Origin of the sequence: Virgibacillus sp. W0181 (assembly GCF_051846915.1) — a bacterium.
Taxonomy (GTDB): Bacteria; Bacillota; Bacilli; order Bacillales; family Amphibacillaceae; genus JBPYCR01.
In genome coordinates this window covers 21,796-47,245 of sequence record NZ_JBPYCR010000017.1, presented here as the reverse complement: position 1 = coordinate 47,245, position 25,450 = coordinate 21,796, and the positions used below count along the sequence as shown (strand labels likewise).

The 25,450-nt window shown below is 37.3% G+C and carries 28 protein-coding genes and 1 pseudogene; 22 read left to right on the top strand and 7 right to left on the bottom strand.

Translation table 11 applies throughout. The annotated features are described in order from the left end of the window. Window positions 1-59 precede the first annotated feature (59 nt). From ACLIBG_RS09260 to ACLIBG_RS09205, 12 genes are all read left to right on the top strand, one after another. Complete coding sequence (locus ACLIBG_RS09260; RefSeq protein WP_439312478.1) at window positions 60-500, top strand: MarR family winged helix-turn-helix transcriptional regulator; 441 nt, start codon at window positions 60-62, stop codon at window positions 498-500. A 93-nt stretch (window positions 501-593) separates the two neighbouring features. Further along, entirely contained in the window at window positions 594-1,547 is a 954-nt protein-coding gene (gene mhqE, locus ACLIBG_RS09255) for a ring-cleaving dioxygenase MhqE (protein WP_439312477.1), read from the top strand. A 23-nt stretch (window positions 1,548-1,570) separates the two neighbouring features. After that, window positions 1,571-2,464 (top strand): VOC family protein, encoded by an 894-nt coding sequence (locus ACLIBG_RS09250; RefSeq protein ID WP_439312476.1) that lies wholly within the window; start codon window positions 1,571-1,573, stop codon window positions 2,462-2,464. Window positions 2,465-2,476: 12 nt separating this feature from the next. After that, on the top strand, window positions 2,477-3,088 hold the full coding sequence (locus ACLIBG_RS09245; protein WP_439312503.1) for a flavin reductase family protein: 612 nt from the start codon (window positions 2,477-2,479) through the stop codon (window positions 3,086-3,088). Between the two features lie 22 nt (window positions 3,089-3,110). Next, window positions 3,111-3,710 (top strand): alpha/beta hydrolase, encoded by a 600-nt coding sequence (locus tag ACLIBG_RS09240; RefSeq protein ID WP_439312475.1) that lies wholly within the window; start codon window positions 3,111-3,113, stop codon window positions 3,708-3,710. Between the two features lie 243 nt (window positions 3,711-3,953). After that, window positions 3,954-4,484 carry a YceI family protein gene (locus ACLIBG_RS09235; protein ID WP_439312474.1) on the top strand — a complete coding sequence of 177 codons (531 nt, stop codon included), beginning with the start codon at window positions 3,954-3,956 and terminating at the stop codon, window positions 4,482-4,484. Between the two features lie 298 nt (window positions 4,485-4,782). Further along, a complete protein-coding gene (locus ACLIBG_RS09230; RefSeq protein ID WP_439312473.1) occupies window positions 4,783-5,466 on the top strand; it encodes a response regulator transcription factor in 684 nt (227 codons plus the stop codon). Between the two features lie 95 nt (window positions 5,467-5,561). Further along, window positions 5,562-6,479, top strand: coding sequence for an ABC transporter ATP-binding protein (locus tag ACLIBG_RS09225; RefSeq protein WP_439312472.1), 918 nt, complete (start codon window positions 5,562-5,564; stop codon window positions 6,477-6,479). Further along, window positions 6,472-7,221 carry an ABC transporter permease gene (locus tag ACLIBG_RS09220; RefSeq protein WP_439312471.1) on the top strand — a complete coding sequence of 250 codons (750 nt, stop codon included), beginning with the start codon at window positions 6,472-6,474 and terminating at the stop codon, window positions 7,219-7,221. Before ACLIBG_RS09225 ends, ACLIBG_RS09220 begins: the two co-directional genes overlap by 8 nt. Window positions 7,222-7,239: 18 nt before the next feature. After that, window positions 7,240-8,145 (top strand): sensor histidine kinase, encoded by a 906-nt coding sequence (locus tag ACLIBG_RS09215; protein ID WP_439312470.1) that lies wholly within the window; start codon window positions 7,240-7,242, stop codon window positions 8,143-8,145. A 723-nt stretch (window positions 8,146-8,868) separates the two neighbouring features. After that, window positions 8,869-9,267, top strand: a complete 399-nt coding sequence (locus ACLIBG_RS09210) for a globin domain-containing protein (RefSeq protein ID WP_439312469.1) — start codon at window positions 8,869-8,871, stop codon at window positions 9,265-9,267. Between the two features lie 375 nt (window positions 9,268-9,642). Next, window positions 9,643-10,071 (top strand): hypothetical protein, encoded by a 429-nt coding sequence (locus tag ACLIBG_RS09205; protein ID WP_439312468.1) that lies wholly within the window; start codon window positions 9,643-9,645, stop codon window positions 10,069-10,071. Window positions 10,072-10,119: 48 nt separating this feature from the next. Here ACLIBG_RS09205 and ACLIBG_RS09200 read toward each other — a convergent pair whose 3' ends face one another. Beyond that, window positions 10,120-11,742 carry a hypothetical protein gene (locus tag ACLIBG_RS09200; protein ID WP_439312467.1) on the bottom strand — a complete coding sequence of 541 codons (1,623 nt, stop codon included), beginning with the start codon at window positions 11,740-11,742 and terminating at the stop codon, window positions 10,120-10,122. Beyond that, entirely contained in the window at window positions 11,735-12,541 is an 807-nt protein-coding gene (locus ACLIBG_RS09195) for an ABC transporter ATP-binding protein (protein WP_439312502.1), read from the bottom strand. The genes ACLIBG_RS09200 and ACLIBG_RS09195 overlap by 8 nt, the downstream gene beginning before the upstream one ends. 315 nt (window positions 12,542-12,856) lie before the next feature. Here ACLIBG_RS09195 and ACLIBG_RS09190 point away from each other — a divergent pair, with 315 nt between their 5' ends. Next, entirely contained in the window at window positions 12,857-13,048 is a 192-nt protein-coding gene (locus ACLIBG_RS09190; RefSeq protein ID WP_439312466.1) for a hypothetical protein, read from the top strand. Window positions 13,049-13,169: 121 nt separating this feature from the next. On the opposite strand, the gene ACLIBG_RS09185 is transcribed toward ACLIBG_RS09190, so the two are convergent. The 3 genes from ACLIBG_RS09185 to ytxJ all read right to left on the bottom strand — a co-directional run bounded on the left by ACLIBG_RS09185 (window position 13,170) and on the right by ytxJ (window position 15,106). Next, entirely contained in the window at window positions 13,170-13,427 is a 258-nt protein-coding gene (locus tag ACLIBG_RS09185) for a monothiol bacilliredoxin BrxC family protein (protein WP_439312501.1), read from the bottom strand. A gap of 19 nt (window positions 13,428-13,446) precedes the next feature. Beyond that, entirely contained in the window at window positions 13,447-14,337 is an 891-nt protein-coding gene (locus ACLIBG_RS09180; RefSeq protein ID WP_439312465.1) for a glycine betaine ABC transporter substrate-binding protein, read from the bottom strand. A gap of 430 nt (window positions 14,338-14,767) precedes the next feature. Further along, on the bottom strand, window positions 14,768-15,106 hold the full coding sequence (gene ytxJ / locus ACLIBG_RS09175; RefSeq protein ID WP_439312464.1) for a bacillithiol system redox-active protein YtxJ: 339 nt from the start codon (window positions 15,104-15,106) through the stop codon (window positions 14,768-14,770). 497 nt (window positions 15,107-15,603) lie between these two features. On the opposite strand from ytxJ, the gene ACLIBG_RS09170 reads away from it, so the two are divergent. Further along, window positions 15,604-16,572, top strand: coding sequence for a tRNA dihydrouridine synthase (locus tag ACLIBG_RS09170; RefSeq protein ID WP_439312463.1), 969 nt, complete (start codon window positions 15,604-15,606; stop codon window positions 16,570-16,572). On the opposite strand, the gene ACLIBG_RS09165 is transcribed toward ACLIBG_RS09170, so the two are convergent. Next, window positions 16,544-17,041 (bottom strand): hypothetical protein, encoded by a 498-nt coding sequence (locus tag ACLIBG_RS09165; RefSeq protein ID WP_439312462.1) that lies wholly within the window; start codon window positions 17,039-17,041, stop codon window positions 16,544-16,546. The two genes, ACLIBG_RS09170 and ACLIBG_RS09165, sit on opposite strands and share 29 nt — an antisense overlap. A 236-nt stretch (window positions 17,042-17,277) precedes the next feature. Here ACLIBG_RS09165 and ACLIBG_RS09160 point away from each other — a divergent pair, with 236 nt between their 5' ends. The 6 genes from ACLIBG_RS09160 (at window position 17,278) to ACLIBG_RS09135 (ending at window position 22,858) form a co-directional block, all read left to right on the top strand. Further along, a complete protein-coding gene (locus ACLIBG_RS09160; RefSeq protein WP_439312461.1) occupies window positions 17,278-17,688 on the top strand; it encodes a carboxymuconolactone decarboxylase family protein in 411 nt (136 codons plus the stop codon). Between the two features lie 356 nt (window positions 17,689-18,044). Further along, window positions 18,045-18,644 (top strand): hypothetical protein, encoded by a 600-nt coding sequence (locus ACLIBG_RS09155; protein ID WP_439312460.1) that lies wholly within the window; start codon window positions 18,045-18,047, stop codon window positions 18,642-18,644. 170 nt (window positions 18,645-18,814) lie between these two features. Further along, the gene (locus tag ACLIBG_RS09150; RefSeq protein ID WP_439312459.1) at window positions 18,815-19,783 is read left to right on the top strand and encodes a DUF6612 family protein; all 969 of its coding nucleotides are present in this window, start codon (window positions 18,815-18,817) and stop codon (window positions 19,781-19,783) included. A 135-nt stretch (window positions 19,784-19,918) separates the two neighbouring features. Next, window positions 19,919-21,436, top strand: a complete 1,518-nt coding sequence (locus tag ACLIBG_RS09145) for an FAD-dependent oxidoreductase (RefSeq protein ID WP_439312458.1) — start codon at window positions 19,919-19,921, stop codon at window positions 21,434-21,436. Between the two features lie 166 nt (window positions 21,437-21,602). Continuing rightward, on the top strand, window positions 21,603-21,683 hold the full coding sequence (locus ACLIBG_RS09140; protein WP_439312500.1) for a putative holin-like toxin: 81 nt from the start codon (window positions 21,603-21,605) through the stop codon (window positions 21,681-21,683). Window positions 21,684-21,985: 302 nt separating this feature from the next. Continuing rightward, on the top strand, window positions 21,986-22,858 hold the full coding sequence (locus ACLIBG_RS09135; RefSeq protein WP_439312457.1) for a DMT family transporter: 873 nt from the start codon (window positions 21,986-21,988) through the stop codon (window positions 22,856-22,858). 209 nt (window positions 22,859-23,067) lie between these two features. Here ACLIBG_RS09135 and ACLIBG_RS09130 read toward each other — a convergent pair whose 3' ends face one another. Then, entirely contained in the window at window positions 23,068-23,301 is a 234-nt protein-coding gene (locus ACLIBG_RS09130; RefSeq protein WP_439312456.1) for a hexameric tyrosine-coordinated heme protein, read from the bottom strand. 195 nt (window positions 23,302-23,496) lie between these two features. Here ACLIBG_RS09130 and ACLIBG_RS09125 point away from each other — a divergent pair. Next, window positions 23,497-24,523: pseudogene (locus tag ACLIBG_RS09125) on the top strand (IS30 family transposase). Between the two features lie 438 nt (window positions 24,524-24,961). Then, window positions 24,962-25,336: a TIGR02328 family protein gene (locus tag ACLIBG_RS09120; RefSeq protein ID WP_439312499.1), complete on the top strand. Its 375-nt coding sequence runs from the start codon at window positions 24,962-24,964 to the stop codon at window positions 25,334-25,336. Window positions 25,337-25,450: the final 114 nt, after the last annotated feature.

Here is a 25,450-nt window from a genome sequence, read left to right as displayed (position 1 = left end):
TGTAATTACATTAAATTTAATATAATTAATTTTAATCAATATAAAGGGTGTGCAGGGACATGGAAGAACAAGATCCACGTATTAAAGCATTCACCGTTTTTATCAAATCGTCACAATCTGTCCAGAAACTGATTAAGCAGGATTTCCTGAAAAAAGAAATCAATTTGAATGAGTACGCTGTGATGGAGCTTCTGTACCATAGGGGTGACCAACCGATTCAATCGATCGGAAAAAGAGTACTCATGGGTGGGGGCAGTATTACTTATGTGATAGATAAGCTTGAGGATAAAGGTTTTTTATACAGAAAGCCATGTGAAGAAGATCGACGTAAAATGTTTGCCTGCATCACTGCAGCGGGTAAACAATATATGGATACACGCGTTGAAGAACAAGAGGCATTGATCAACACCATTTTTGATGAGTGGGATGATGACGAAGTTGAAGATGCAATCAACCTTCTTAAACGCATCGGTATACACGCCGAAAGTTTATTAAGATAATATGCTTGTGCATCTAAAGTGCATGAGCTTTAAAATAAACAAATATCTCGAATTAGAGGTAATTATAAAGCTAATACAAAGGAGTTTATTAAAATGACAAACCAACTATTGGGAATTCACCACGTTACGGCAATGACAGATAATGCAATGAGAAACTATACGTTTTTCACAGAAGTACTCGGAATGAGATTGGTTAAGAAAACAGTGAATCAGGATGATATTCATACCTATCATACATTTTTCGCAGATGATGTCGGTTCACCAGGTACAGATATGACATTCTTTGACTTCCCGAACATTATAAAAGGAAAACCAGGAACGAATTCGATTTCCAGAACAGGGTTAAGAGTGCCTGACGATGCAGCGCTAGAATATTACTTGGAACGTTTTAAAGAGTTCGATGTGAAAAACGAAGGTATTCAAGAGCTATTTGGCAAAAAAGTTTTGCCTTTTGAGGAATCTGATGGCCAGAGGTATCAATTGTTCTCTGATGAAAATAATAAAGGTGTTGCTCCAGGGATACCTTGGAAAAATGGACCGGTACCTGAAGATAAAGCAATATACGGTTTGGGACCAGTTGAAATTACCGTAAGCTATTTCGAGGATTTCAAAAAAATGCTCACTAAAGTTTATGACATGAAACCGATTCTTGAAGAAGAGAATGTAATGCTATTTGATGTAGGAAAAGGCGGCAACGGGGGACAGGTCATTTTGAGAAATGATGACACAACACCAAGCCGTCAAGGATACGGACAGGTTCACCATGTATCGTTTAGAGTGAAAGATCACGACACGATTAAACAGTGGGAAGCGAAGTACGACAAAATGGGAATACAACATTCTGGTATTGTAGACCGCTTCTACTTTGAAGCACTTTATACACGTGTCGGACATATTCTGATCGAGCTATCAACAGATGGGCCAGGTTTCATGGGCGATGAACCATACGAAACGTTGGGAGAAAGTCTTGCACTTCCTCCATTTCTCGAGCCGAAACGTGAAAAAATAGAGGCGCAGATCCGTCCATTCGATACAACGCGTTCTTAATCATTTAAAAAGGAGAAGATGGCATGGAAGCAATTAATAGAATCCACCACATAACTGCTATTGTAGGAGATCCGAATGAAAATTTAAAATTTTACAGGGATGTATTAGGACTTCGTCTAATTAAGCAAACAGTAAATTTTGATGATCCAGGTGTCTATCACCTGTACTTCGGGGATCACAACGAGTCCCCAGGAACAGTCATTACTTTCTTTCCGTGGACGAACAATAACTACGGTAAGAAGGGTAGCGGCCAGGTCGGAAGAATTGCTTTTAGAGTGCCAAAAGATAGCTTGAACGATTGGGAGAAGCATCTAAATGCCCAAAACATTCAAGTAGAAGTAACACAACTTTTTGGTAAAAACACCCTTGAGTTCGATGATGTTCATGGACTTGAGCTTGCCATAGTCGAGGGCGAAGCTGCTGCAGATAATAATGACATTCTTGGGTTTCATGGATCGGTATTATTGTCCGGAAATCCTGAAGGGACGAAAGAACTGCTTACGGGCCTTATGGGGTTAAATGAACTGGATCGTGATGATCAAAATCATCACTATGAAACAGTAGGTGAAGAAAAGCATCACATCATTACTTCTATTCCGCCGCAGCCTGCTGGTAGATTCGGTATCGGAACGGTTCACCATATCGCTTGGTCTGTGCCGGATATGGAAGTGTTGAAAGAATGGCAGTCGAAACTTAAAAAAGAAGGGTTCGGTGTCACCGTAGTAAAAGACAGAAATTACTTCAACTCCATCTATATTGGAGAAAAAGGAAATGTTGTATTCGAATTTGCTACAGATGGTCCGGGGTTTGACGTAGATGAAGATAGGGAATCACTAGGGACAGCACTGAAATTACCGAAACAATATGAACATAAAAGGCAGGAATATGAAACTTTGCTGCCAAAATTGGACGTATAGTTTATGAAAAAAATGTTAAATTTTTCACCGCAAGAACTGACGGCAAAAGAGAAGAAAAAATTTTTGATTGGATCAGTCATTCCAAGGCCGATTGCATTAGTCTCAACAATGTCTGACTCAGGTGTTGTCAATGTCGCACCGTTCAGTTACTTCAACATCGTCACTTACAACCCACCCATGCTGTCCATCGCAGTGCAGCGTGCAGGGGGAGAGCGAAAAGATACTGCTAGAAATATAGTTAAGAATAAAGAGGCGGTTGTCCAAGTTGTTGATACAGATAACGTAGAGGCGGCGAATACAACTTCAGCACCTTTGGGACCTGATGAAAGTGAGCTCGATATATCAAGTTTTACTTCAGTGGAATCAAAAGCTGTCAACGTTCCGGGATTAAAAGAAACCAAAGTAAGATTTGAAACAGAATTATATGATTCAATCGTCATTTCAAATGATGACAATATCCCGACAGCAGATGTTTTATTACTGAGAGTAAAACACTATCATATAGATGGAGAAATTTACCGCGATGGATATATAGACCCGCTGAAACTAAGAGCTGTAAGCAGACTGGCCGGTAATGATTACGCTGAAATAGGCAGGTTATTTACAATAGAACGTCCTGAATAAAAAATAAAGGAGTTAGAAATAGATGAAATATATTTATAATGAAAATAAAAAAGGAGCACCTGTATTTATACTGCTCCATGGCACAGGTGGCACAGAAACAGATTTAGTCTCTCTTGCTGAATTGCTTAGTCCAGAGTATAACGTTTTAGGCATTAGAGGAAATGTGCAGGAAAACGGTATGAACAGATATTTCAAACGCCACGGGGAAGGTCAGTACGACTGGGAAGACCTAGAATTCCGCGGGAATGAACTTTATGAGTTTATTGTGGAAAAATCAAAAGAATACGATTTTCAGCTTGAAGATGTCGTTTTTGTTGGATTCTCAAATGGATCTAACATTGCAATACAAATGATGCTCCAACACCCTACTACGTTCAAAAAGGCGGCTTTATTCGCACCGCTGTATCCGGCAGAAGTTGCAGAAAAACAGGATTTCAGTGACGTGGATATATTCCTATCACTTGGTAAAGGCGATCCAATTGTTCCAGAATCCGAAAGCAAGCGAGTCATCAACCTTTTTAAAGAAAGAGGCGCCGACGTCACAACCGCTTGGGTTAACGGACACAGCCTGACTCAGGAAGTCGCTCTAGAAGCGAAAAACTGGTTAAAAAATAATAGCTGAGGAAAGTATTTATGAAGAAAACGTACACTTCAGATGAAATGGATGTCTATTTCGGAACATCCCACTATGTAAATGGGATAGTGAAGCTTGGAAAGTAGCTGTTTTTTAAAGTATTGATATATATAAGAAACTTAAAAAATTATTAAAGGGGTTGATTGAAAACGAGCAGTTACGTAGATTAACCTAACTTATATTTTGAACTAATTGTAGTAAATAAATTAAAAATTATTGGAGGAGATTTACATGACTAAAGCAATATGGAACGTTGACAAGGTACACAGTACAATAGGATTTACAGTAAAACATATGATGATATCGAACGTTAAAGGGACTTTTAACGATTTTGAGGGTACTGTTGAAGGAGATCCCAATGACTTAACAGATGCATCCGTTGATTTTAAAATTGACGCAAACAGTGTTGACACACGCATGTCGGATAGAGACGATCATTTACGCTCCGCCGACTTCTTCGATGTGGAGAATCATCCGATTTTAACATTTAAAGCAACAAACATTGAGAAAAAGTCTGAAGATCACTATGATATGACTGGTGATTTTACAATTAGAGGCACAACAAAACCAGTAACATTTGATATTACTTTCGAAGGTGTGGCTAAAGATCCAATGAGTGGAGATGAAGCTGCCGGATTTACAGGCCACACGAAGATCAGCCGTAAAGACTTTGGTTTAACATGGAACGCGGCACTTGAAACAGGCGGTTTTGTAGTCGGTGATGACGTAAAAATCAATATCGAAATACAACTGCGTAAATAAGTCCTTTTACAAAGATAAGAATTGAAAGAACTTTTTTCAGTGGAATGAGCATAGTTACGGTTTTAGCTCAGGTTGCTTACTTTAATAATGCTTGATACGACGGGGTTTTCCTTATGGGAAACCTCGTTTTTGTGTGTCTCGCTAAATTTTACAATCTAGGAAAAATGCAACTAGATTTCGGGAAAGCAAAACAGACTTTCAAGAAACGCTTTAATTATAGTCAAGATTTTTATTATGATAATATTAGACTTAGACGGAAAAAATAATTACAGTGATAATGTTATTCAGGCGGGTGACGATGGTGTTTGAAGGTAAAAGAATTCTAGTCATTGAAGACGATCAAGAAATTAATAAGTTATTGAACATGATTTTAACAAAATCAGGCAAGGTTGCTGTTCCGGCTTACTCTGGCACGGAAGGTATTTTGCAATTGCAGAATCATACATATGATTTAATTATATTGGACTTGATGTTACCGGGAATGAGCGGGGAAGAGTTCATAAGCAAGATTAGGGAAAAGAGTTCAATTCCGATTATTGTAATCTCTGCCAAAGTGGACATAGAAGATAAAGTTAACGTATTAAAAATGGGCGCAGATGATTATATAACGAAGCCGTTTAATCAGCAAGAAGTAATGGCAAGGGTAGAAGTTCAATTACGTAAATCAAGTGTTCAATCATCACAAACGAGCGTGAAATCTTGGCGCGGACTAAAAATTAATCCGGAAAAACAATCTGTAACTTTAGAAGACAATGAATTGCAGTTAACAAAGGCAGAATTTGATATTTTATCTTTATTTATCAGTCATCCAGAGCACGCTTTTTCTAAAAGAAAAATTTATGAAAATATATGGACGGGCCCTTATTTGGGTGATGACAATACAATTAGTGTACATGTCTCCAATCTTCGCAGGAAAATGGCTGAGGTTACCGATGAGGAGTATATAAAAACCATTTGGGGAGTAGGCTTCATGTTGGTGTAATTTCTTTACGATTTCTTTATGTTTTGCTTAGAGGAAATTAAAAGCTCCTGAACTATACTACATATATTAAGACTTTTAGTGAAGGAGTCAATCAAATGGATACCATTATTCAAACGAATCGATTAACAAAATTATTTAAAGCAGAGGAAGCCATCAAACCGCTCGATTTCTCATTAAGAAAAGGGGAAATTTGTGCGTTAATTGGTAAAAATGGTGCTGGAAAATCAACATTTTTTAAAATGCTTGCCGGACAACTCATGCCGACTTCAGGGGATATTTCCTTATTTGGTAAATCTGGTAAGGAAATGGAACAAACGAAAAAAAGAATGGGTTTTATGATCGAGACACCGGAGTTTTTTCCAGATTTTACGGCAGTCCAAAACTTGGAATACTTTCGAATTCAGCGAGGTGTCGTTGAGAAGAAGCGCATTTATGAGGTGCTGCAAATTGTAGGCCTCGCTCATCAAAAGAAGAAGCGGTTTAAAGAATACTCCATGGGAATGAAGCAACGACTAGGTATTGCACTTTGCTTGTTAAGTAGTCCAGATTGTTTAGTACTGGATGAGCCAATCAATGGTTTGGATGCGGAAGGAATTATGGAAATTCGCAACTTATTATTGAAGCTAAATCAAGAAAAACAAATAACCATTTTAGTCTCCAGCCATATTTTAACGGAGCTGCAATTGCTGGCAAAACGTTTTCTGTTTATCGAAAACGGTGTTATTGTCGAAGATTTAAGTAAAGAAGCCTTAGACAATAAAAGCAGAAAGCAACTTCAGCTGAAAGTCGATGATCCAGCAAAAACAGCACGATTGTTAGAACAAACCTATGCGGATATCGAATATAAAACATTGCCGGATCATGTCATAACGATCCATAATTATGTAGAAGATGGGCCTGAAATTAATCGTCTCTTAATTGACAATGGGGTGTCAGTGATGGAGTTTCGTATAGAAGCATTGAATTTAGAGGAGTACTTCTTAGGGTTAGTGGGGGAGAATAAAAATGATTAATTATATGAAAAGCGAAAATTATCGTTTGCTGCGTAAAAAAGGACTTTATATGACAAGTGCTATTGGTCTTTTGTTAATTACTGCAGCAGCACTTGTCTTGCATCTTTTTGGTGAGTATGAACAGAATTTCCCTTATGCGACAAGCGCTTTTTTTTATGCAAATGTTATTGGCAGTAATATCCTCATTCTGCTTATAGCCTTCTTGTTTAATTTAGCGCTCACAGGCAAGGATATATCTCTAATTAAACAATCGATCTCCTTTGGTATTTCCAGGAGTACAATTTTTTGGTCAAAGCTCATCTTAACTTTAAGTTATTTCCTGTTCATATGTTGTATTGGTCTATTTTTAATGATTGCATTGGGAGAGAACCTTTTGGCCAGTGAAGAAAAATCGATTAGTAATTTCCTGATAGCCAGCTTCAATATGCTTCCAATTGTGCTTAGTGGCTTTTTTATGATCCATATGCTTAAAATGATAAAAGTAGGAGATGTGTATGTCGTTGTCATCTTATTTTTCTTCTATATATTTTCTGGTGATTTATTACGAGTGTTGCTGCGGGGAATTCCAGGAATAGATGAAGTCTTTAAATATGCACCAAGTACACAATTAGACGAAAACCTAATGAACTTTATGGATATGGCAGCCGGGTTCGACTATCGTTATTGGGTTACCGGTATCGTGATCTCAGTGCTTTCTTTACTCATAGGAGCGAGGAAATTTGCCAAACAAAATATCGATTGATGCGAAGGGGTGAATGAAGTGGGCTGGTTGATTATTATTGTTTTAATTATTCTGTTGCTGATTAGTACCGGAATGCTTCTCGTTTTTCATTGGGATATTAAAAAAATGACAAATCAACTGGAAGCTATCATTGAAAATTTCGGTACAAATGAATTGGTTCGAACAAATACGCATAGTAAAACCTTGAAGCGTTTTATTACAAAAATCAACCGGCTTATTCATTTATTCAAGGAAGACCAGCAACATAAAGAAAAAAGAGAAAAGGAATTAAAACAAGAGATTACAAATATCTCACATGATTTGAGAACCCCTTTAACATCGATTAAGGGGTTTTCCGAATTGTTAACGGATCCGTCTTTATCTGAAAAAGAAAAAAAAGAATCATTGTCTATTATTCAAAAGAAAATTGACAACCTCACCATGATGGTCGATTTATTTTATGAGCTTTCACAAATAAACTCATCCGACAATCAAATGATAATGGAAAAGCAGTTTTTGGACCAAATCGTTGTAGAAGCGATGTTCATGTTCTACGATGATTTCGAGAAAAGTAAGTTAAAGATACATGTAGACGAGAGTAATATCCCCCCAATTTTGGCTGACTCAAAAGCAACAAATCGGATTGTCATGAACATCATTCAAAATGCGTTACGTTATGCCAAAAGCTATGTCACAATGAAGTTCATAGAGCAAGACGAATATGTTGGGCTAAGGATAACAAATGACATCGATGCGTTTGACCAATCCGAACTTCATCGCATATTTGATCGAACATATAGGCTAGACACGAGCCGATCTGATGGACAACTTGGGTTGGGATTACATATTGTCAAGCAGCTCATTCACAAGCAGGGTGGGAAAGTAGCTTCCGTCGTACATAATAATGAATTTAGTATGGATGTGTTTTTTAGGAAGTGGGACTAGCAACGGCAGAATTATAGGCGTATTTATAATAGTGTAACAATGAGTTTTTCTTCAAAAAGTCACATGTATTTACTGTTCAAGCAAACACACCAAAGTCATTATGGTAATGTTTATATGCTTTTGCTTGAATATGAAAGACAAGACAAAATGGTTGATTGAAATTAAAATAAAAAATGATGTGGAAGCCTAATCAGTTTGTAATACTCATTGTAAGTGTATTAGGGCGTTCATGGGTGGATACTATGATAGTATTCGAGTCATTGATTATAATGATTTCGTACACAACATTAACTGTAGCTATACTGTCAGAACAAAAAAAGTAACCACCCATTGAACGCCTAGCAAGCATTTGGGTTGGTTACTTTTTCCAATAAATAATGTGAGCTACCCCCTTGAAGGGCTTTTACACATGAGACCGTTCCATGTACCAGCATGGGCGGTCTTTTATTATCATATGACTTTCTATTTATAGTATACCTCATTTTCTGTTCAAAATAAACATTTGAAGTGATTTGCTTTATTGAATAGCATATATTTTAATTATACAATTCAGGTATAAAAGACTGATCTTTTTCAGACCAGGAACCTTTTCAGAGTGAATTCCATTCCATAGCTTCCATCCATGTGCAGTTCAGGATTCCGGTCCTGTGATTTATAACACAGAGAACATGCAGATGTGTTGTTATAATGGGTAAGATACTATGATAAAGAAGGTGAAGGCAATTGGCTAAACTTGAAACACTTTATGATACGATTGGCGGACAACCTGTCGTTGATCGGATTATTGATTCTTTATACAAGCATATTGGTGTGAACGAAACGCTGTTGCCAATTTTCCCCGATGATCTTGAGGAATCAGCAAGAAAACAACGGCTATTTTTGACACAGTTCTTTGGAGGGCCACCGCTATATTCACAGGAGCGGGGACGTCCCTTACTACCGCATCGGCATGCACCGTTTGAAATAACACCAGCACGCCGGGATGCTTGGTTGCAATGTATGCATCAAGCGCTTACCGAAGCTGGAGTAGAGGAGCCACATTTTTCGGATATTATGGGGCGATTAATGGTGCCGGCACACAGAATCGTGAATACGGAAGAACCAACTACAAAGAACAGTTGACCCTTTGAGGGAAAAGTTTTTTTATGAGGTTAAAAAGAGGTAAATCCTACCGTGAAAGTTAAAAATAAAAATGCTGTTCAGGCTCTCGTCTAGTATATAGGAGCTTACAACACCATGGTTTATCTTATACAAGCTAAACGATCTATCATCTGGCAAGACACAAAATGGGTGTATTAGTTGAATGAAAAGTCTGCCTAAGAGGGAAATGGGCAGACTTTTTATTTTGATGTGACCACCTGTTGTGATGTGTTGCTAATTCATTGCATCAAATTACTTTATATCGTAACTTTTAACTGTGTAAACGTACGTTTCTTTATGCTAGAGTTAAGTGACACGACACTCTGAAGTAAGTGAGATAGCAAAGGTGGATCTGACATGCATATTAGAATTCCCTTTCTAGCTGTACTAATTATTACGATTTTCCAGCTCACAGTATATGGCATTCAAAATAATGAGCATAGTGCAAAAGACTTTAATGAAATAATGACTGTACAGTTGGACAATATTACCGAAATTTCAATGATCGATTTATCGGGGGAACAACGTTGTACAAAGGATCCTAAGCATATTAAAGCCTTTGTAAATTATTTTAATCAATTTCAATATAAGCGGCTTCGGAATGACCAAACGGCTTTCATGCCTAAAAGAACAATGACGATCAACTTTGACACTGGTGATGATATAGACTTCATTATTCCATATGGAAACGAGGTATTCATTAGCCATAAGACATACAGTATAAGAAATGGGACAATCGAACAAGATGAGCTGTTAGAAATGTTCCTTCTCCTGTCTCATTGTTAAGAATGTAGCGATTTTTTATGAGGAATCGGCCGCCTTTACAATAATAAGTTATTTCGTATTTACAAAGGATTTCCTCCACAGAAAAGTTGCAGCGATGCACAAGAGTACAAAGTAAATATATAAAATAAATGGAAAAAATGCACTAAGAAAATGCAAAATGACGAAAGGGACGGTCAAAAGCATGAGCAAAAAGGCTTTCGTCATACTTTCGTTATCGGATCGGTCAAAAGGCAATGAAAAAGGATATTTGCTTTCTACAGTCATTTGATAGGAAAGTAATGCTTGTACAACTGCACTGACAAATACAATTGTTAAATCGATGACATGAAGTTTGTCAAAGAGAAAATAATATGGAATGCCGACTAGAATAAACATAGGGAAATACAACTTCGCTAAAAATACTTTCATCACTGCCCCATATAATTGGGGTGAAATCGTGTCACCTGTTGATACGGCAGTAAAAATCCAAGCCCCTTTAAAATTGCCAGAAAACTGAAATGTGTAAATAGCAACTCCTATAAAAATGTGCATCAAATAAATACATAAATATAGGTTACTTGCTGCGACCTCGGCAAATGTACGAAACCCTACTTCAGAAAAGATGAAAATAAAAGGTAATACAAGTCCAATTCCGAGCGATGGGTACACTTTTAATTTAAATTCCCGTTCACGATCAACTATTTTATAAACGAATTGAAAATAAGCGCGACTTTTCTCGGTTCTGCATAATAAGCCTTTCCAAAGGCTTTCAGCAGAAAATTTCTTTCTCTTTTTGCTACTCGCTGTTTCAAGTAACTTTTGTAAATTGCTTTCAAAAGCAGGAATGAACCAATAATACAGGGCAAATGTGATTACAGGAACAATCGCTGATAAAAGAGATAAAACGATAATTTCTGTACTGATGTTTTTATTTATAATTAGTTCAAAAGGGGCTGCGAACCACATTGGTGGAAGTAATATATGCCACCATTTAAGCAAATAAGCAGCATTTAAATCAATAACCCCATAGGCACGAATAATGATTTGATACCCAATAATAATCCCTATAGCAAAAATAATTTGAATGTAATTGATCATACTCTTCAATTGTTCCCCACTGAATAATTTCAGTACAAATATATATGTCAGTGAAGTAAGTGCGATAATAAATAACATAAATAAAACGAGCATGACTATAAATAGCATTGTAAAAACAATGCCTTGTACAAAAAGCATGAAAATAATCGGAATGATGGTAAAAGCACCCGTAAGTTGTATCATGTAAATTAATACATGAATAAATTTTGCCACACCAATTGTTCGGTTATCAATTGGTTTAGTGCCGATAATTGTTCTGTCTCGAACATCCAGCATCACAGGTGAAAAGTCAGCAATCAGCGCGGTCATTAAAATAAATAAGGCGATACCAAATATGATACTCATTTGCAGCATATACACATTTCCGAATAGAAAAAACACTAAAATAAACCCGTACAAGACGTATATCCAAAGAGACTTAATAAACGAGCTTTTCTTCTCATCTTTTGTATCCTCGAAAATCGTCGGTACACGCCTTTGATCCATTAATAATTTAATAGCGAGAATGTGCCGTAGTATTGGATAATTAATATTAAACTTCTCAAATAAGGCTTGGAAAATATCCAGCATCTTTAGTACACGGAAATTAGGCATTTTGCGATTTCCCTGTGTCTGCATTTAATACGTAGTCCACAAAATCGTTTACAATAATCGCTTGATTATTAAAGCCTGTCATTTGATTAAAAATTTCCTCTAGAGATCCTAGACCACTCCCACTTTTTAATTCAGTAAAGTCTCCGTCCGCAGCAATTTTCCCATCGGAAAGTAAAATAATTCGATCACTCATATTCTCGACAACCTCCATAATATGGGAGGAAAAAAAGATTGTTTTCCCTTTATCAGCTAATCTTTTAAAAATTTGCTTAATAATAGAAGCACTATTTGTGTCAAGGCCATTTAATGGTTCATCCATAAGTATAATGTCAGGGTTATGCAGTAAACTTGATACGATAAGTACTTTTTGACGCATCCCTTTGGAAAAACTGTCTATACGTTGATGAAACGCTTTTTCCATGTTTAGTAAACGTAGTAATTGGTATGCCTTTTCCCGTGCTGTTTTTTCATTTATCCCATATAGCGTCCCAATGAAGGATAAATATTCACTGGATGTTAACTGTTCATACATGTTGGCACTTTCGGGGACATACCCTATTCTTCTTTTATATTCTAAGTTATCTTTCTGAAGCGGCTTGCCAAAGATTTCTACCATTCCTGTATAACCATCCAATAAGCCAAGAATAATCTTAATTGTTGTACTTTTACCAGCTCCATTAGAACCTATATAACCGACAATATCTCCACGATACACATTCAAATTAATTCCTTTCAAAACTTGGTGATTGCCATAATTCATTTTAAGTTCATGTAATGTAATAACCCTTTCCTTTTTCACCAAGATTTATCAACTCTCTTTTGCATTATTAAAATAGCTTACACTTTTTCATTCATTTATTTGAATTTCTTCTTCTAAATGTAATATGGCATGATGTTGCTAATAAGAATTTAAAATATGAGGTTCGTCGATATTTTTAATGTAACAGACTGCACCAAGATGTACCAGTTGAACAAGCGGCAAACGGTGGCGGTGAGTAAGCTTTTTTCTTCCATGATAAAATGGAATATTTCGAAACACAACGATGTAATAAACCTGTAAATATGATAAAATTTGGATAATACCAACAGCCTTTGTTAAGGGAGGTGACTTCAAATGTCCGATAAGGAGCGTTTGAAAATCAAGAAGAAAAATGAAATGCGGACGAAGGATATTTCACGGATGATTGATGAAGGTGGCTTGGGAGCGGATAAGTATTATGAAATTACTAAAGGTAAGCAAAAAGACAATGAAGCAACAAATAATAGAAACGAAGCATCACAGGAAAAGGGGAAAGATGACGATTGACAGACTGTATCAACTTTGAATTTACTCAGTAAACTGAACAAATAATATAAGTAATATAAATTCTTTTTGTATCCAAAAATCAATTGTGTTTAATTAAAAGATGGTGCGTGTATTTGTCATGTTACGAATAGCCTATGTGGATAATATGATGGGACAGAGAGCCAGATATTACGGAATCTGGCTCTGCCACCGCAGCATATTCGTGTTTAACGCCTAAGTCCTTTTCAATTTTGTTGGAAACAGGACGTGATTCTCTCACCTTCACTAACGTATAATATATATTTGCGTTCGGAAGATCTTCTAAATATGCATTATATTCATCTATAGCATTTGTACTGACTGGAAATGTAGTACTGTGCTTAAGATGATTCGCTCTCATTTTTCGGTCGCTGTAATCATTATTTTGTTGGTAAGTCCTCATTGCTGTCTATATCCATATATGCTGGTACAACGAAACCTTGTTTGGCGCCCTCCAAATTTGGTCCTAGATCATCAATATCACCCTCATATTGCTCCATATATGTAGACGCTCCACCAGGAAGCCATGCAATTAACGTTCCGTCGACTTCTCCTTGGGCTATAGATTCAAATGCAATGCCCATATCAAGGGGTGTTAAGTCGACATCATAACCTATTTCTTCAAGCAAAAGTGCAACGACATTCGTTGATGAAAGCTCTGTATCCCACTCAATATATGCTAATTTAATTGACTCATTCTCAACAGGTTCAATTCCTTCCATCCAAGAATCAGCTTTTTCCCGGTTTTCTTCAATCCACACTTCAGCGGCATCGCGAGGTTTAACATCATCATCTTGTCCGAACATTGCCATCACTGTGTTCATGTCGTCTACTTCCCAATGAAAGTTATCCAAGAATTGGTATGCCGATGGGTGTTCCTCTTCTAGACCTTGACGAACAATAGTGTGTATTTGTTGTTCTACACCTATTATTTCTTTAGGATCGTCCAAAATCTTCAAATCATATTCATCAAACGTCCAATGTGGTTGCCATAGTGTAACAACAATCGGCTTTTCTTCGCTAATTGCTTGTTCTAGTTCTGTTATCATCGCTGGTTCTGAACTAGGGATTAATTCCATATCCAGATTATATTCTTCAACCGTCTCTTCTGCCATATTCATCGTACCGGAACCTGGCTCAATTCCGATAATCTCATCTAGCTTAAGTTCCGTTTCACCATTTTCACCTTCGCTAGTATCATTCGTCGAACTACATGCAGTGAGCACCATCCCTAATATTACTGCTAATAACGTTGCTGTTAATTTCTTCACATTTGACCTCCCGCTAATTTTTATTACTTTCCTATAATACCTATACAAAAATTTACTTTTAAAAAAAGGATCTTCCCTAATAATTAATTGCTACTGAACCTATATTATTAAATAGACTTCAAAAATCTTAACATAACATTATTCACGCCTAAAATGGCATGAAGATTTCAAATTATTTTGATTACTTTTAATTACTAATTACCCGTTTGTTAAGCAGTTAAACGCTAAGATAAATATTAATTTAAAAACATATTTGCAATTCCAATAGCTGCCGTGTAGCGAGGAAGTTCATCACTGATCCTGAATACGAGAATGATAATTTACCTGTTATTTTTCCACTATATTATCCATTAAAACAAAAATTTTCAAAGAAGCAATCATAGCGAATAGTTGCTTCTTTGAAAATATTGTACTGTAGGTTAGATTGCACTTAGTCAATTACTGCCTTCATATGAGCCTTTGTAATGGACCAATGTGTAGTAGACCAATATTTCTTTTGATCTTTTATATAAATGATTTGTGGAGATTCGTGTTTAACGCCTAAGTCCTCTTCAATTTTGTTGGAAACAGGACGTGATTCTCTCACCTTCACTAACGTATAATCTATATTTTCGTTCGGCTGATCTTCTAAATAAGCATTGTATTCATCTAGAGCATTCGTACTGACTGGACATGTAGTGCTGTGCTTAAGAATGATTTGATCTTTACTGGTCGAATTGTTTAAAATCTCGTCCCATTCTTCGATTGTCGTAATTTCCTTCCAATTCATTTTCAATGTCTCCTTTGAGTAATAGTTGTGTATTTATACTAATTTAACTTTACGTTAAGAATAGAACGAATTCAAAAGTAATGCTTCATTAGTGTTGAAACCATAAAAGCAATAGTGATGCTGCTGGTGTACCAGGGATAGAAACGCGCATCACAGGCAGTGCGACGCTTGTCATAAAGTTAGAAACAATAATAAAAAAGCCCGGCAAGAAGTTCCTTTCGTAAGTTTAATAAACTTTTGTACGGAATATCTTCCACTTATAATGTAAACTATTCATGCTTCGATAAATTTGAGTTCCGAAAATGGCTAGAAAATGGTACAGTTGTTCATGGGAATAAGTTCACTCGTTTTGTTAAAAAGTAAAATAGCAAATGAGAAGCTACTTTTTTAAGGACATTATGATTTTTAAATTTAATCCAATAAATCTTTGGTTTCACATAAAGGGTTCGGGATCATCATTTATTCTGGTATCCCATATGAAAGGATAGCGTTTGAATATGAAAAGTAATTTTTGGCGTGATCTACCACGACCGTTTTTTATACTGGCACCAATGGAAGATGTAACGAATGTCGTTTTTCGTCATGTAATTAGTGAAGCAGCCAGGCCGGATGTTTTCTTTACAGAGTTTACTAACACGGAGAGTTTTTGCCACCCGGAAGGTATTTTTAGTGTGCGCGGACGTTTGACTTTTACAGAAGATGAACAACCGATTGTTGCACATATATGGGGTGATAAACCGGATCACTTTCGAGAAATGAGTATTGGAATGGCAGAGATGGGATTTAAAGGGGTGGATATCAATATGGGGTGCCCTGTAGCGAATGTGGCATCACAAGGTAAAGGAAGCGGATTGATTCGTCACCCTGAAACAGCAGCAAACATCGTACAGGCAGCAAAAGCTGGGGGGTTGCCTGTAAGTGTGAAAACAAGACTTGGATATACTCGTGTGGATGAGTGGCGTGAATGGTTAACGCACATATTGGAGCAAGACATCGTTAATCTTTCCATTCACCTTCGCACAAAAAAAGAAATGAGCAATGTAGATGCTCATTGGGAGCTCATTCCGGAGATTAAAAAACTTCGCGATGATATTGCACCAGATACGCTTTTGACGATTAATGGAGATATACCTGACCGGCAAACTGGTATGGAACTTGTAAATCAATATGGTGTTGACGGGGTTATGATTGGACGAGGTGTTTTTAAGAACCCTTTCGCCTTTGAAAAACAACCAAGGGATCATTCCAGCGAGGAATTGCTCGATCTTTTAAAGCTGCAGCTTGACCTGCATGATAAATATTCACAAGAATTGGATCCGCGTCCATTTAAGCCACTTCGTCGTTTTTTTAAGGTATATGTCAAAGGCTTTCCGGGTGCGAGTGAGTTAAGGAATCAATTAATGATGACAGAATCTACCGATGAAGTGCGTGCAGTGCTTAACGATTATAAGAGCATAACACACTAACTTGATAAGGTGTCGTTTGTGCAGGGATGCTTTTCGTAGAAGGTCCGTAAATGACGATTAGGTTTCGGTTAGTGAGCGTACCGGTGAATATTTGACCGTTTGTTGTAATGATTTGTGTATTGGGATGTATGTTTATTTTTAGTTGGCCGTCTTGACTTAGAAGATTATTATCAAAGTAGCTTACTTTTACATTGAGGTTGACACGTTCTTTAACCATCACAAGCGCTGGATATTGTGGCGGATAAATTAGAATAGCGGGTGCATTTGCATCATAATATCCCGTCACGATGTCGCCTAAGGTAATCGTTTCCTGATTAACGACATAGGTGTCAGGCGATAAAATGAAATTCACTTGTGCACCTTCTTCGTTTTGCAAAGATACCATTTTTACGCATCCTTTCCCGTAATCTCCTGACTCTAGGTCGTGTATCGCTGTTACTGTTCCTTGAAATCCGTTAAATTGTATCATTTTTTAAATCCCCCTATATTATAAGAATAATGTATTCTATGCTACAAATAACCGATTGTTTAACAGAGCGCAGCCTTGAAATCGTCCATTAGTCATTTTACTTATCTTTACGAAAGTTATATGCTAGCATAGTTTTTAAGGTCATTGGGGCTTTATGGAGTATGGAATTTCTCGGGATGATTCTAATCATTTTATGAATCAAAATGGAAAACAATTAAATCAAGGGGGATTTTAACATGGCAGAAGATCGTTATCAAAAAGGGATAGATAAAATCCAGGAGCTGACACAAGCAGACGATGAAAACCCAACTGGCTTTATGGACATAGGTGAAGCATTTAAAGATATCGCTCCGGACTTAAGCAAATATGTTGTTGAGTTTGCTTTTGGAGACATTTACGCACGTCCGGGACTGGATAACAAGCAAAAAGTACTTACTACGATCACAGCCCTTGTGGCTCAAGGTAAACCGCAGATTGGCATGCATGTGAAAACTGGACTTTCCGTAGGCTTGACACCGAAAGAGATTGTCGGTTGCATCATGCACCTCATTCCGTATACCGGATTTCCGAGCGTACTCAATGCGTTAAAAGTTGCTAAGGAAGTGTTTGCAGAAGAAGGAGTATCTGTTAAAACGGCTGATAAGTAAGGTTGTTATCAAAAGTGAGTGGCTGAAATAGATAGAAAATAAAGAGCTGAATTGAGACAGTTTACATTATAATGGCTTCAATCATCTGTATTTTTGGTGGTTGGAGCTATTTTGTTTTGTTATGCATTTTTTTAATCCGATCTTAAATTGTTTAATTACAAGCTTCCTTAACTTACGGGAGGTCTTTTTTTCATCAAGTGTATGTACATATTCGGGGGAAGGTAGGTTTTGGAAAATAATTACGAATGAAGTTTTCTGGTCCAAAAAACTATTTCTTATTAGTTAACGTTGAGTTAACCTTGTGTCTTTATAATGTAGGGAGCTGATTAGAGCATTAAAAAGGAGGATGCAAGATAATGAAGCGATATGCAATGAAGCTGTTGATGATAGGTGTTTTAGGAGTATTACTCATGGGATGCGGAAAATTCACTATTGACGGGGAAGACGGGGAAAAGACAACGATTGATGTTGGAGATTTAAAAGATGGCAAAGTCAACGTTGATGTAGAAGGAACAGATGGCGAAGAAGGCGGTATGAGCATTGAATCTGATGAAGAAGGAAATATGACGATGAAAATGGATACAGATGACGGACAGTTCGAATCAAAGTCAGGAGAAGGTACGGAAATCCCCGAAGGCTTTCCAACGGATTTTCCGATTCCCGATAGTGCTGCATTACAAATGGCGTCTACAATAACGGAGGATGATATAACTTCCTATTCGGTTCAATTTACATTTAAAGAGGATTCTGAAAGTGTATATAATGCGGTAAAAGACTATGCTGAAAGTAAAGGTTTGGAGATCAATTTGGAAAATATAACGGAAATGGATGGTAGCAAGCGTTATATGCTAGGTGCAGGAGACTCAGGATCCGACGAACCGGAATACTTTTCATTCAATATAGGTACTCTTGAAGAGAAAAGTGCCTCGATCACTTATGGTTTACCTTCGAAGTAAAGGCATAAAAAAAGATTGTGATTCTGCAATGAGCTTATTACTGTAGCAATTCTCATTATAAGAAACCACTGTTTCTCCTTATGAAATAATAAGAAAGTGCATCCAGTCTGTTTTGTAGAAGTGTTCATTATTTTTTAAAGTATTGAGGAACAAGAGAGAGGGGAACCAACTTGAAAAAGGTAATTGTATGTCTGTTTTTTGCATGGCTTTTAGCGGCATGTGGTCAAAATGAATCGACGGACGGTACAGAAGGAATTAAGGCTGAGCCAGAGGAAGAAGCAGTGGTTGCACTTGAAGAAGATAATGAGTCAGGAGAAAAAGAGGATACGGGGGAAGCAGAAGAATCAGATGCAAATGAAGAGTCAGAAGCAGCAGTTGCGCCTGACGTACAGGATGACAGTGAAGTTGATGCTGCACATATTTTACAAAAGTCATTTGAAGCGATGTCTGAACTGACAAGTGTTCATATGAACGCAAGTATGGATATCCATGAAAAAATCGATGATAGAGAAGTGATTGAGGAAAAAACGATAGATATGACGATGCTTCTGCAAGAACCGTATTCAAAGCATTTTGCCCTCGAAATTCAAAGTAATAGTAATGAGCCAATTATATCGGAAGTTTATGAGTTGCCAGATTCTCATTATATTCATTCATCCGTTCACGATGTAGCTTGGGGTACGATTCCCAATCCGAATGGGTCCCAGCAACCTTCACCTTTTGTCGTTGAAGCAACTCTTGATAATCATTTAGCGTTTAGTTCGAATTTTGAAGTGTCGGAGGATGGGAACGAATACGTGCTTACTTTTTCAGGAGCTTATGATCAGTTTATGACATCTGTATACGGTGGAGCAGTCGAGATGTTGCAAAAAATAGGCAAAGAATTTCCGATGGAACTGGAAGATGTGATCAATTCCTATAAGATCACCATTGATAAAGACACGTTTTATGTAAAATATTATAATATCCATTACGAAGGGCAAGTATCAGACGGTGACTTAGGATATTTCGTTGGAATCGATGGCGCTGTGACAGTAGATGAATATAATGAACATAATGAAATTATTGTACCCCAAGAAGTTCTTGATGAAGCAGTCACTATGGTTGATAATGCAGGAAATCCGTTGATAGGGGAGTAGGTATTCAAACCATTTGCCACCCCACACCGATAATCCAACAACATTAAAAATTTTAATTTTTTATGAACCCTCTCATGTTTTATTCGCACAACAGTATGGGAATAGACGAATAAAACATGTAGGAGGGTTTTAAAGATGTCTGAAGCGAAATTACCTGAAAGTACGGCGTCATTTTGGCATCAGACGCAAGAGGTGCCAAATTTCCCTAAACTTGACCAAAATCTTGGCGTCGATGTTGCCATCATAGGTGGAGGCATCGCTGGTATTATGACTGCTTATGAATTAGCGAAAACGAATAAACGCGTTGCTTTAGTGGAGGCACGTGAATTGTTGCATGGAACGACCGGGTTTACGACAGCAAAATTAAGCGCACAGCATAACCTTATCTATGATGAATTGATTCGAAGACACGGTAAAGAAAAAGCACATTTATATTATCAAGCTAATATGCAAGGTATTAATATCATTAAGGAAATGGCCGAGAAACATAACATTGATTGTGACTTGCGTAAACAAGATGCTTACGTGTACACACAATCCAAAAAGCAAGCAGAATATGTAAAAAAAGAAGCGGAAGCATATAAACAATTATCGATTGATGGCAAGTTCACGACAGATATGCCGGTTAATATGGACATAGAAGCTGCAGTTGTGATGCATGAACAATATGAATTTCATCCGGTTGCTTTTTTAGCTGGAATTGTTGAGCAACTGGACAAAATGAACGTAAAAATTTATGAGCAAACAGCTGTTACCGAAGTAGATGACGGCAACCCCGTAACAGTGAAAACAGCCTCAGGCCATACAATTCAGTGCGGCCAAGCTATTTGTGCTTCTCATTATCCAGCACATGATCCTGACAATTTTTATGCGAAAAATACGAAACCGGAAATTTCTTTTGCCTTAGCATGTGAAGGAGAAAAGGACTTTCCGGATGGCATGTATATCAATTGTGATGATCCAAAGCGAACGTTTCGTACGATGCGATCAAACGGTAAGGAATTTATGCTTGTCGGCGGGGAAAGTCACCCGGTTGGAGACGGGAGTTCTGACATTGAACGGTATCAAACATTATTAAAAGTTGCCGAGGAGACTTTTCACACACAAAAAGTAGTTGCCCATTGGTCTTCCCATGATATGATAACAAAAGATCGCATGCCGATGATTGGGCGAATTCATCCAGAGGAAGAAAATGTCCTTGTAGCAACAGGCTTTAGTAAGTGGGGACTAGCCAATGCAGCGATTGGTGCGCAACTTCTAACAGATTTCGTAATGAAAAGAGAAAATCCATATGCAGAATTGTTTCATCCTCATCGAGATATACCGGATGCCAAAGAGCTGCAACAGACAGAAAGCGCTGAGAGCAACCATGGAAATTCTGTGCATACAAAAGAAATAGAAAAACTCAAAAATGGAGAAGGGACGATCATTGAAAAAGATGATGAAGAAAAATTTGGTGTCTTTAAAGACAATGAGGGAAAACTCCATTACTTGAATATAAGTTGCACTCATTTGGGGTGTGACGTCAATTGGAATGACGGAGATAAAACTTGGGACTGTCCTTGCCATGGATCCCGTTTTCATGCCACAGGAGAAGTTGTTGCAGGCCCTGCTACCGAACCGCTTGAAAAATTCTCGGAAAATGAAAAGTAAAGACGAAAAAACGAGGTTTGCCCAACCGGCAGGCCTCGTTTTAAAATTTTAAAATCACACATAGAAACAAACGTTCTTGTGTGATATACTTTAAGCAGTGTGATAAGGCTTTCATGGGTGGTGGCTCGCTTTCTTTCCTTTTTTAAAGGAAGGGAGGTGATGCCTGATGACAGTATTTGAGTCAATGATTGTAATGCTCACTTTTGGAGCAGTCGTCGTGGCTATTCTGTCAGAAAAGAGAAAATAACCACCCTTGAGCCTGACTAGCAATAGAGTGGTTATTTCTAATTCGTTTGCGAGTCGCCCCTTTGAAGGGCTATCACACGCCAGACCGTTCCATGTAACTGCATGGGCGGTCTTTTATTATCGTATGGTTTTCTACTTAGAGTATACCTTATTTCATATATAAAATAAACACTTTAGCATGCTAATTTTAATGGAAAACGAGCTGAGTAAATACTATCAAGTGCTTTTCTGTCAAAATAAAACCATTTATATTAAGATAGGGAAGGTGATAACGATTTATTGAGTTGGAGGTTAGAGAAGCCTGTGAGTGACAGAAATAAAGGAATTATTTTATTGTTATTGTCGGCATTTGGGTTTTCTCTTATGGCAGCGTTTGTGAAGCTATCAGGAGATGTGCCTACCGTGCAAAAAACATTATTCCGTAATGCTGTTTCGATGGTCATTGCGTTTGGGTTTGTTAAATATTTTAAAGAGCGTCTGTTTGGCAAGAAGGAAAACCAAAAGTTTTTATTGCTGCGCTCTGCACTTGGTGCAGTTGGAATCCTTTTAAATTTTTATGCTATTGATCACCTCGTTCTTTCGGATGCGGATATGCTTAACAAAATGAGCCCGTTTTTAACGATGATTTTTGCAGCTCTCTTTCTGAAAGAGCATGTAAGACGATTTCAAGTTATTGCAATTGTGATCGCTTTTATCGGTACCTTTTTTATTATAAAGCCTGCTTTCAACGTGGAAGTTGTTCCGTATTTACTCGGATTTCTATCTGCCTTTTTTGCTGCAGGTGCCTATACAGTCCTGCGAGTGCTCGGAAATAAAGAACAATTTTATACGGTTGTTTTTTATTTTTCTTTTTTTACGACGATGGGTCTGCTACCGTTTGTCGTGCTTTTTTATGAACCGATGACTTTAAAGCAATGGATTTACCTCTTAGCTGCAGGGGTGTTTGCAACAGTAGGACAATTTGGTATAACAGTTGCTTATAAATACGCTCCTGCTAAAGAGATATCGATCTTTTTCTATTCCACTGTTGTATATTCTGCACTAATCAGTATCGTACTGTTCGGACAGATTCCAGATATGTGGAGCATTATTGGCTATATTGCTATATTCGGCGCATCTTTCTATGTGTTTTTGAAAAACAATCAAGGGGATAAAAAGCTTGCAAAAATGAAGTGAAATTTTCACCCAGGTTTTTAAAATGGAGAAGAAAGCAGATATTTGAAATCATATTTGAATGGAACGATGATTTTAAGCATGAAGAATAGAGTATATATCAAAAATATATTACCTTAAAATTAATGAACAGTATCACAATTACTATAAAGGCCATTTCAACCGTATGTAATCTATCATGTTTTTGGTTGATACGGCCTTTTTTTGTAATACTACTTCCAATAATTATTTGCGGCGGCAACCGTTTGATAATGGATGGCAATTACTTGAGAAGCCATGGTAAGGCTGTCTGCATCATCCGCATAAACCGGTCTGAGTTTTTCACGTGTTTCTGCTGAGGTTTGTGTATATGCCACACCCTTTCTTGCAAGTGTAATAGCCAACTCAAAACCTTCTTGTGGTGTGTCTGTCTGCAAGCTTGTAAGCCAATCAGCCACTGATCTCATCTCCTTCTTTTCTTCAATATAAATGCTTTACAAATCAATTTCAACTGATAAATCCTATATTTATGAATTTTTAGTAAAGTAATATTATTGCTTCATTGTAAAATGAAATGCAACAGCTGAATAAATAGAAAGCCATCGTGAAACCACGTATAGTTAAAGTTGACTAAGACCATAAACATACGGAGGTAATTCACGATGACTCACTCTCATTCTAACACGGAAAAACGATGCTATACACATTTAACTGAAATTGAAAGAGGACAAATAGCTGCGTACTCGGAACAAGGGCTTTCTTTAAGGGATATCGCAAATAAAATCGGGCGAGATCATAGTACCATATCACGTGAACTAAAACGAGGTACAGTTGAGCAACTTGATACCAATCGCCAACCTTACAAGAAATACTTCCCAGATGCCGGTGTGCGAGTATACGAGGGAAATCGAAAGAACTGTGGTGCTCCCACCATCTTGATGGCTTCCTGGGATTTCATTTCATACGCAGAAGAAAAAATACTGAAAGACGATTGGTCACCTGATGTTGTTGTTGGTCATGCAAAAAAGGAAAATAAATTCAATTCCATACCTTGCACTAAAACGCTATATAACTGGATTGATAACGGTGATTTAAAAGTGAAAAATATAGATTTGGTTTTGAAACTACGAAGAAATACAAAGTCTTCAAAATCAAGGAATAATAAGAAAATCCTTGGTACCAGCATCGAAGAAAGACCCAAATCAATTGAAGCTCGTGAGGAATTTGGTCATTGGGAAATCGATACCGTTCTTGGTCACAAATCTAAAGATCAAGCACTCCTAACGCTTGTAGAAAGAAAGACGCGCATGGCCATTGTCCAACGCATATCAAGTAAGAGTGCGCCAGCATGCTATACAAGGTATATTTCAGGAATATCCAGATGTTCAACAAATTTTTAAAAGCATAACAGCTGATAACGGGGCCGAATTTAGTGAACTTAGCGAGCAAGGAGGAGTAAAGGAAATAGATGTTTATTTTGCGCATCCATATGCATCTTGGGAAAGAGGGACGAATGAACGCCATAATGGACTGCTCAGACGCTTTATAAAGAAAGGGCAACCGATTCATGCATACTCCGACCAGCACATTACAGAAGTCACCAATTGGATGAACACATTCCCCCGGAAAATATTAAACTACGAGACCCCGGAGGAAAATTTCGCGCAATTTGTTGATTGTGTGGCCTAGGCCACACAATCAACAAATAGACATACAAATCTTATATAGTGGTTTCACATAAAGTGTTGCATTTAATATTGCAATTTAGGAAGTAATATTATTCATTATGATAATAAGAGAAGTTATAATTTTTACCTTTAAAGGTCTACTTCTTTTTTGCTTATGAAAATACTCCCCTTAAAATAAACAGATTTTTATTTTTTAATCTGTCTACTTTAAGGGGAGCATATTAAGCAATTTTCAGTTCTGTTTTGCGATCCGTCCCTTGAAAGACTAGCTGACCATCCATGTATAGCATAGTGGTATACCTAATTTTAGTTTTATCATTTTATTATTAATCGAAGAGGGCTAGGGTAAAATCTTACTATACAGCTAATTTTCATGGGTTGTCCATCCCGTTCTAACAGATATTACTTTGTAAAATACAGGAGAAAGTAGGTGAACGAAATGCGTTTATGGCATGAATTGCTTATTCCTAAATTGCCGAGGCAGCAGTTACTAGGGCAGCACCGGGAATGTTGTGCACTGCGCGGCCACGGATGGAATAAAAAACATGCAACTGTTAATTATGTGTTTCAGCATTCGCCTTATAAATTGTATCAGTATCATATGAAGGTGATAAATGAAATGAAAAATCGCGGTTATCGCAACGATCCTTTATGGGAAGATCCGGCATATCGCGGCAAAATTTGTCCTATGTACAAAAAAGATGAAATTTTTGAAGAAGATAGGCGTTTTCCGATCTATCCGGAGCATGATGATGCTTATATGGAAGAATGCTTAAGCAACCTAGCATCAAAAGGAATTCATTTGCATTTGTAGAATTTTACTTTACTGGGGATAAAAAGATTGTATAGGTGGAAATTAATAGAAACAAATGTTCGTGTGTGGTACACTAGAAATAGTGTAATAAGGCTTTCATGGGTGGTGGCTCGC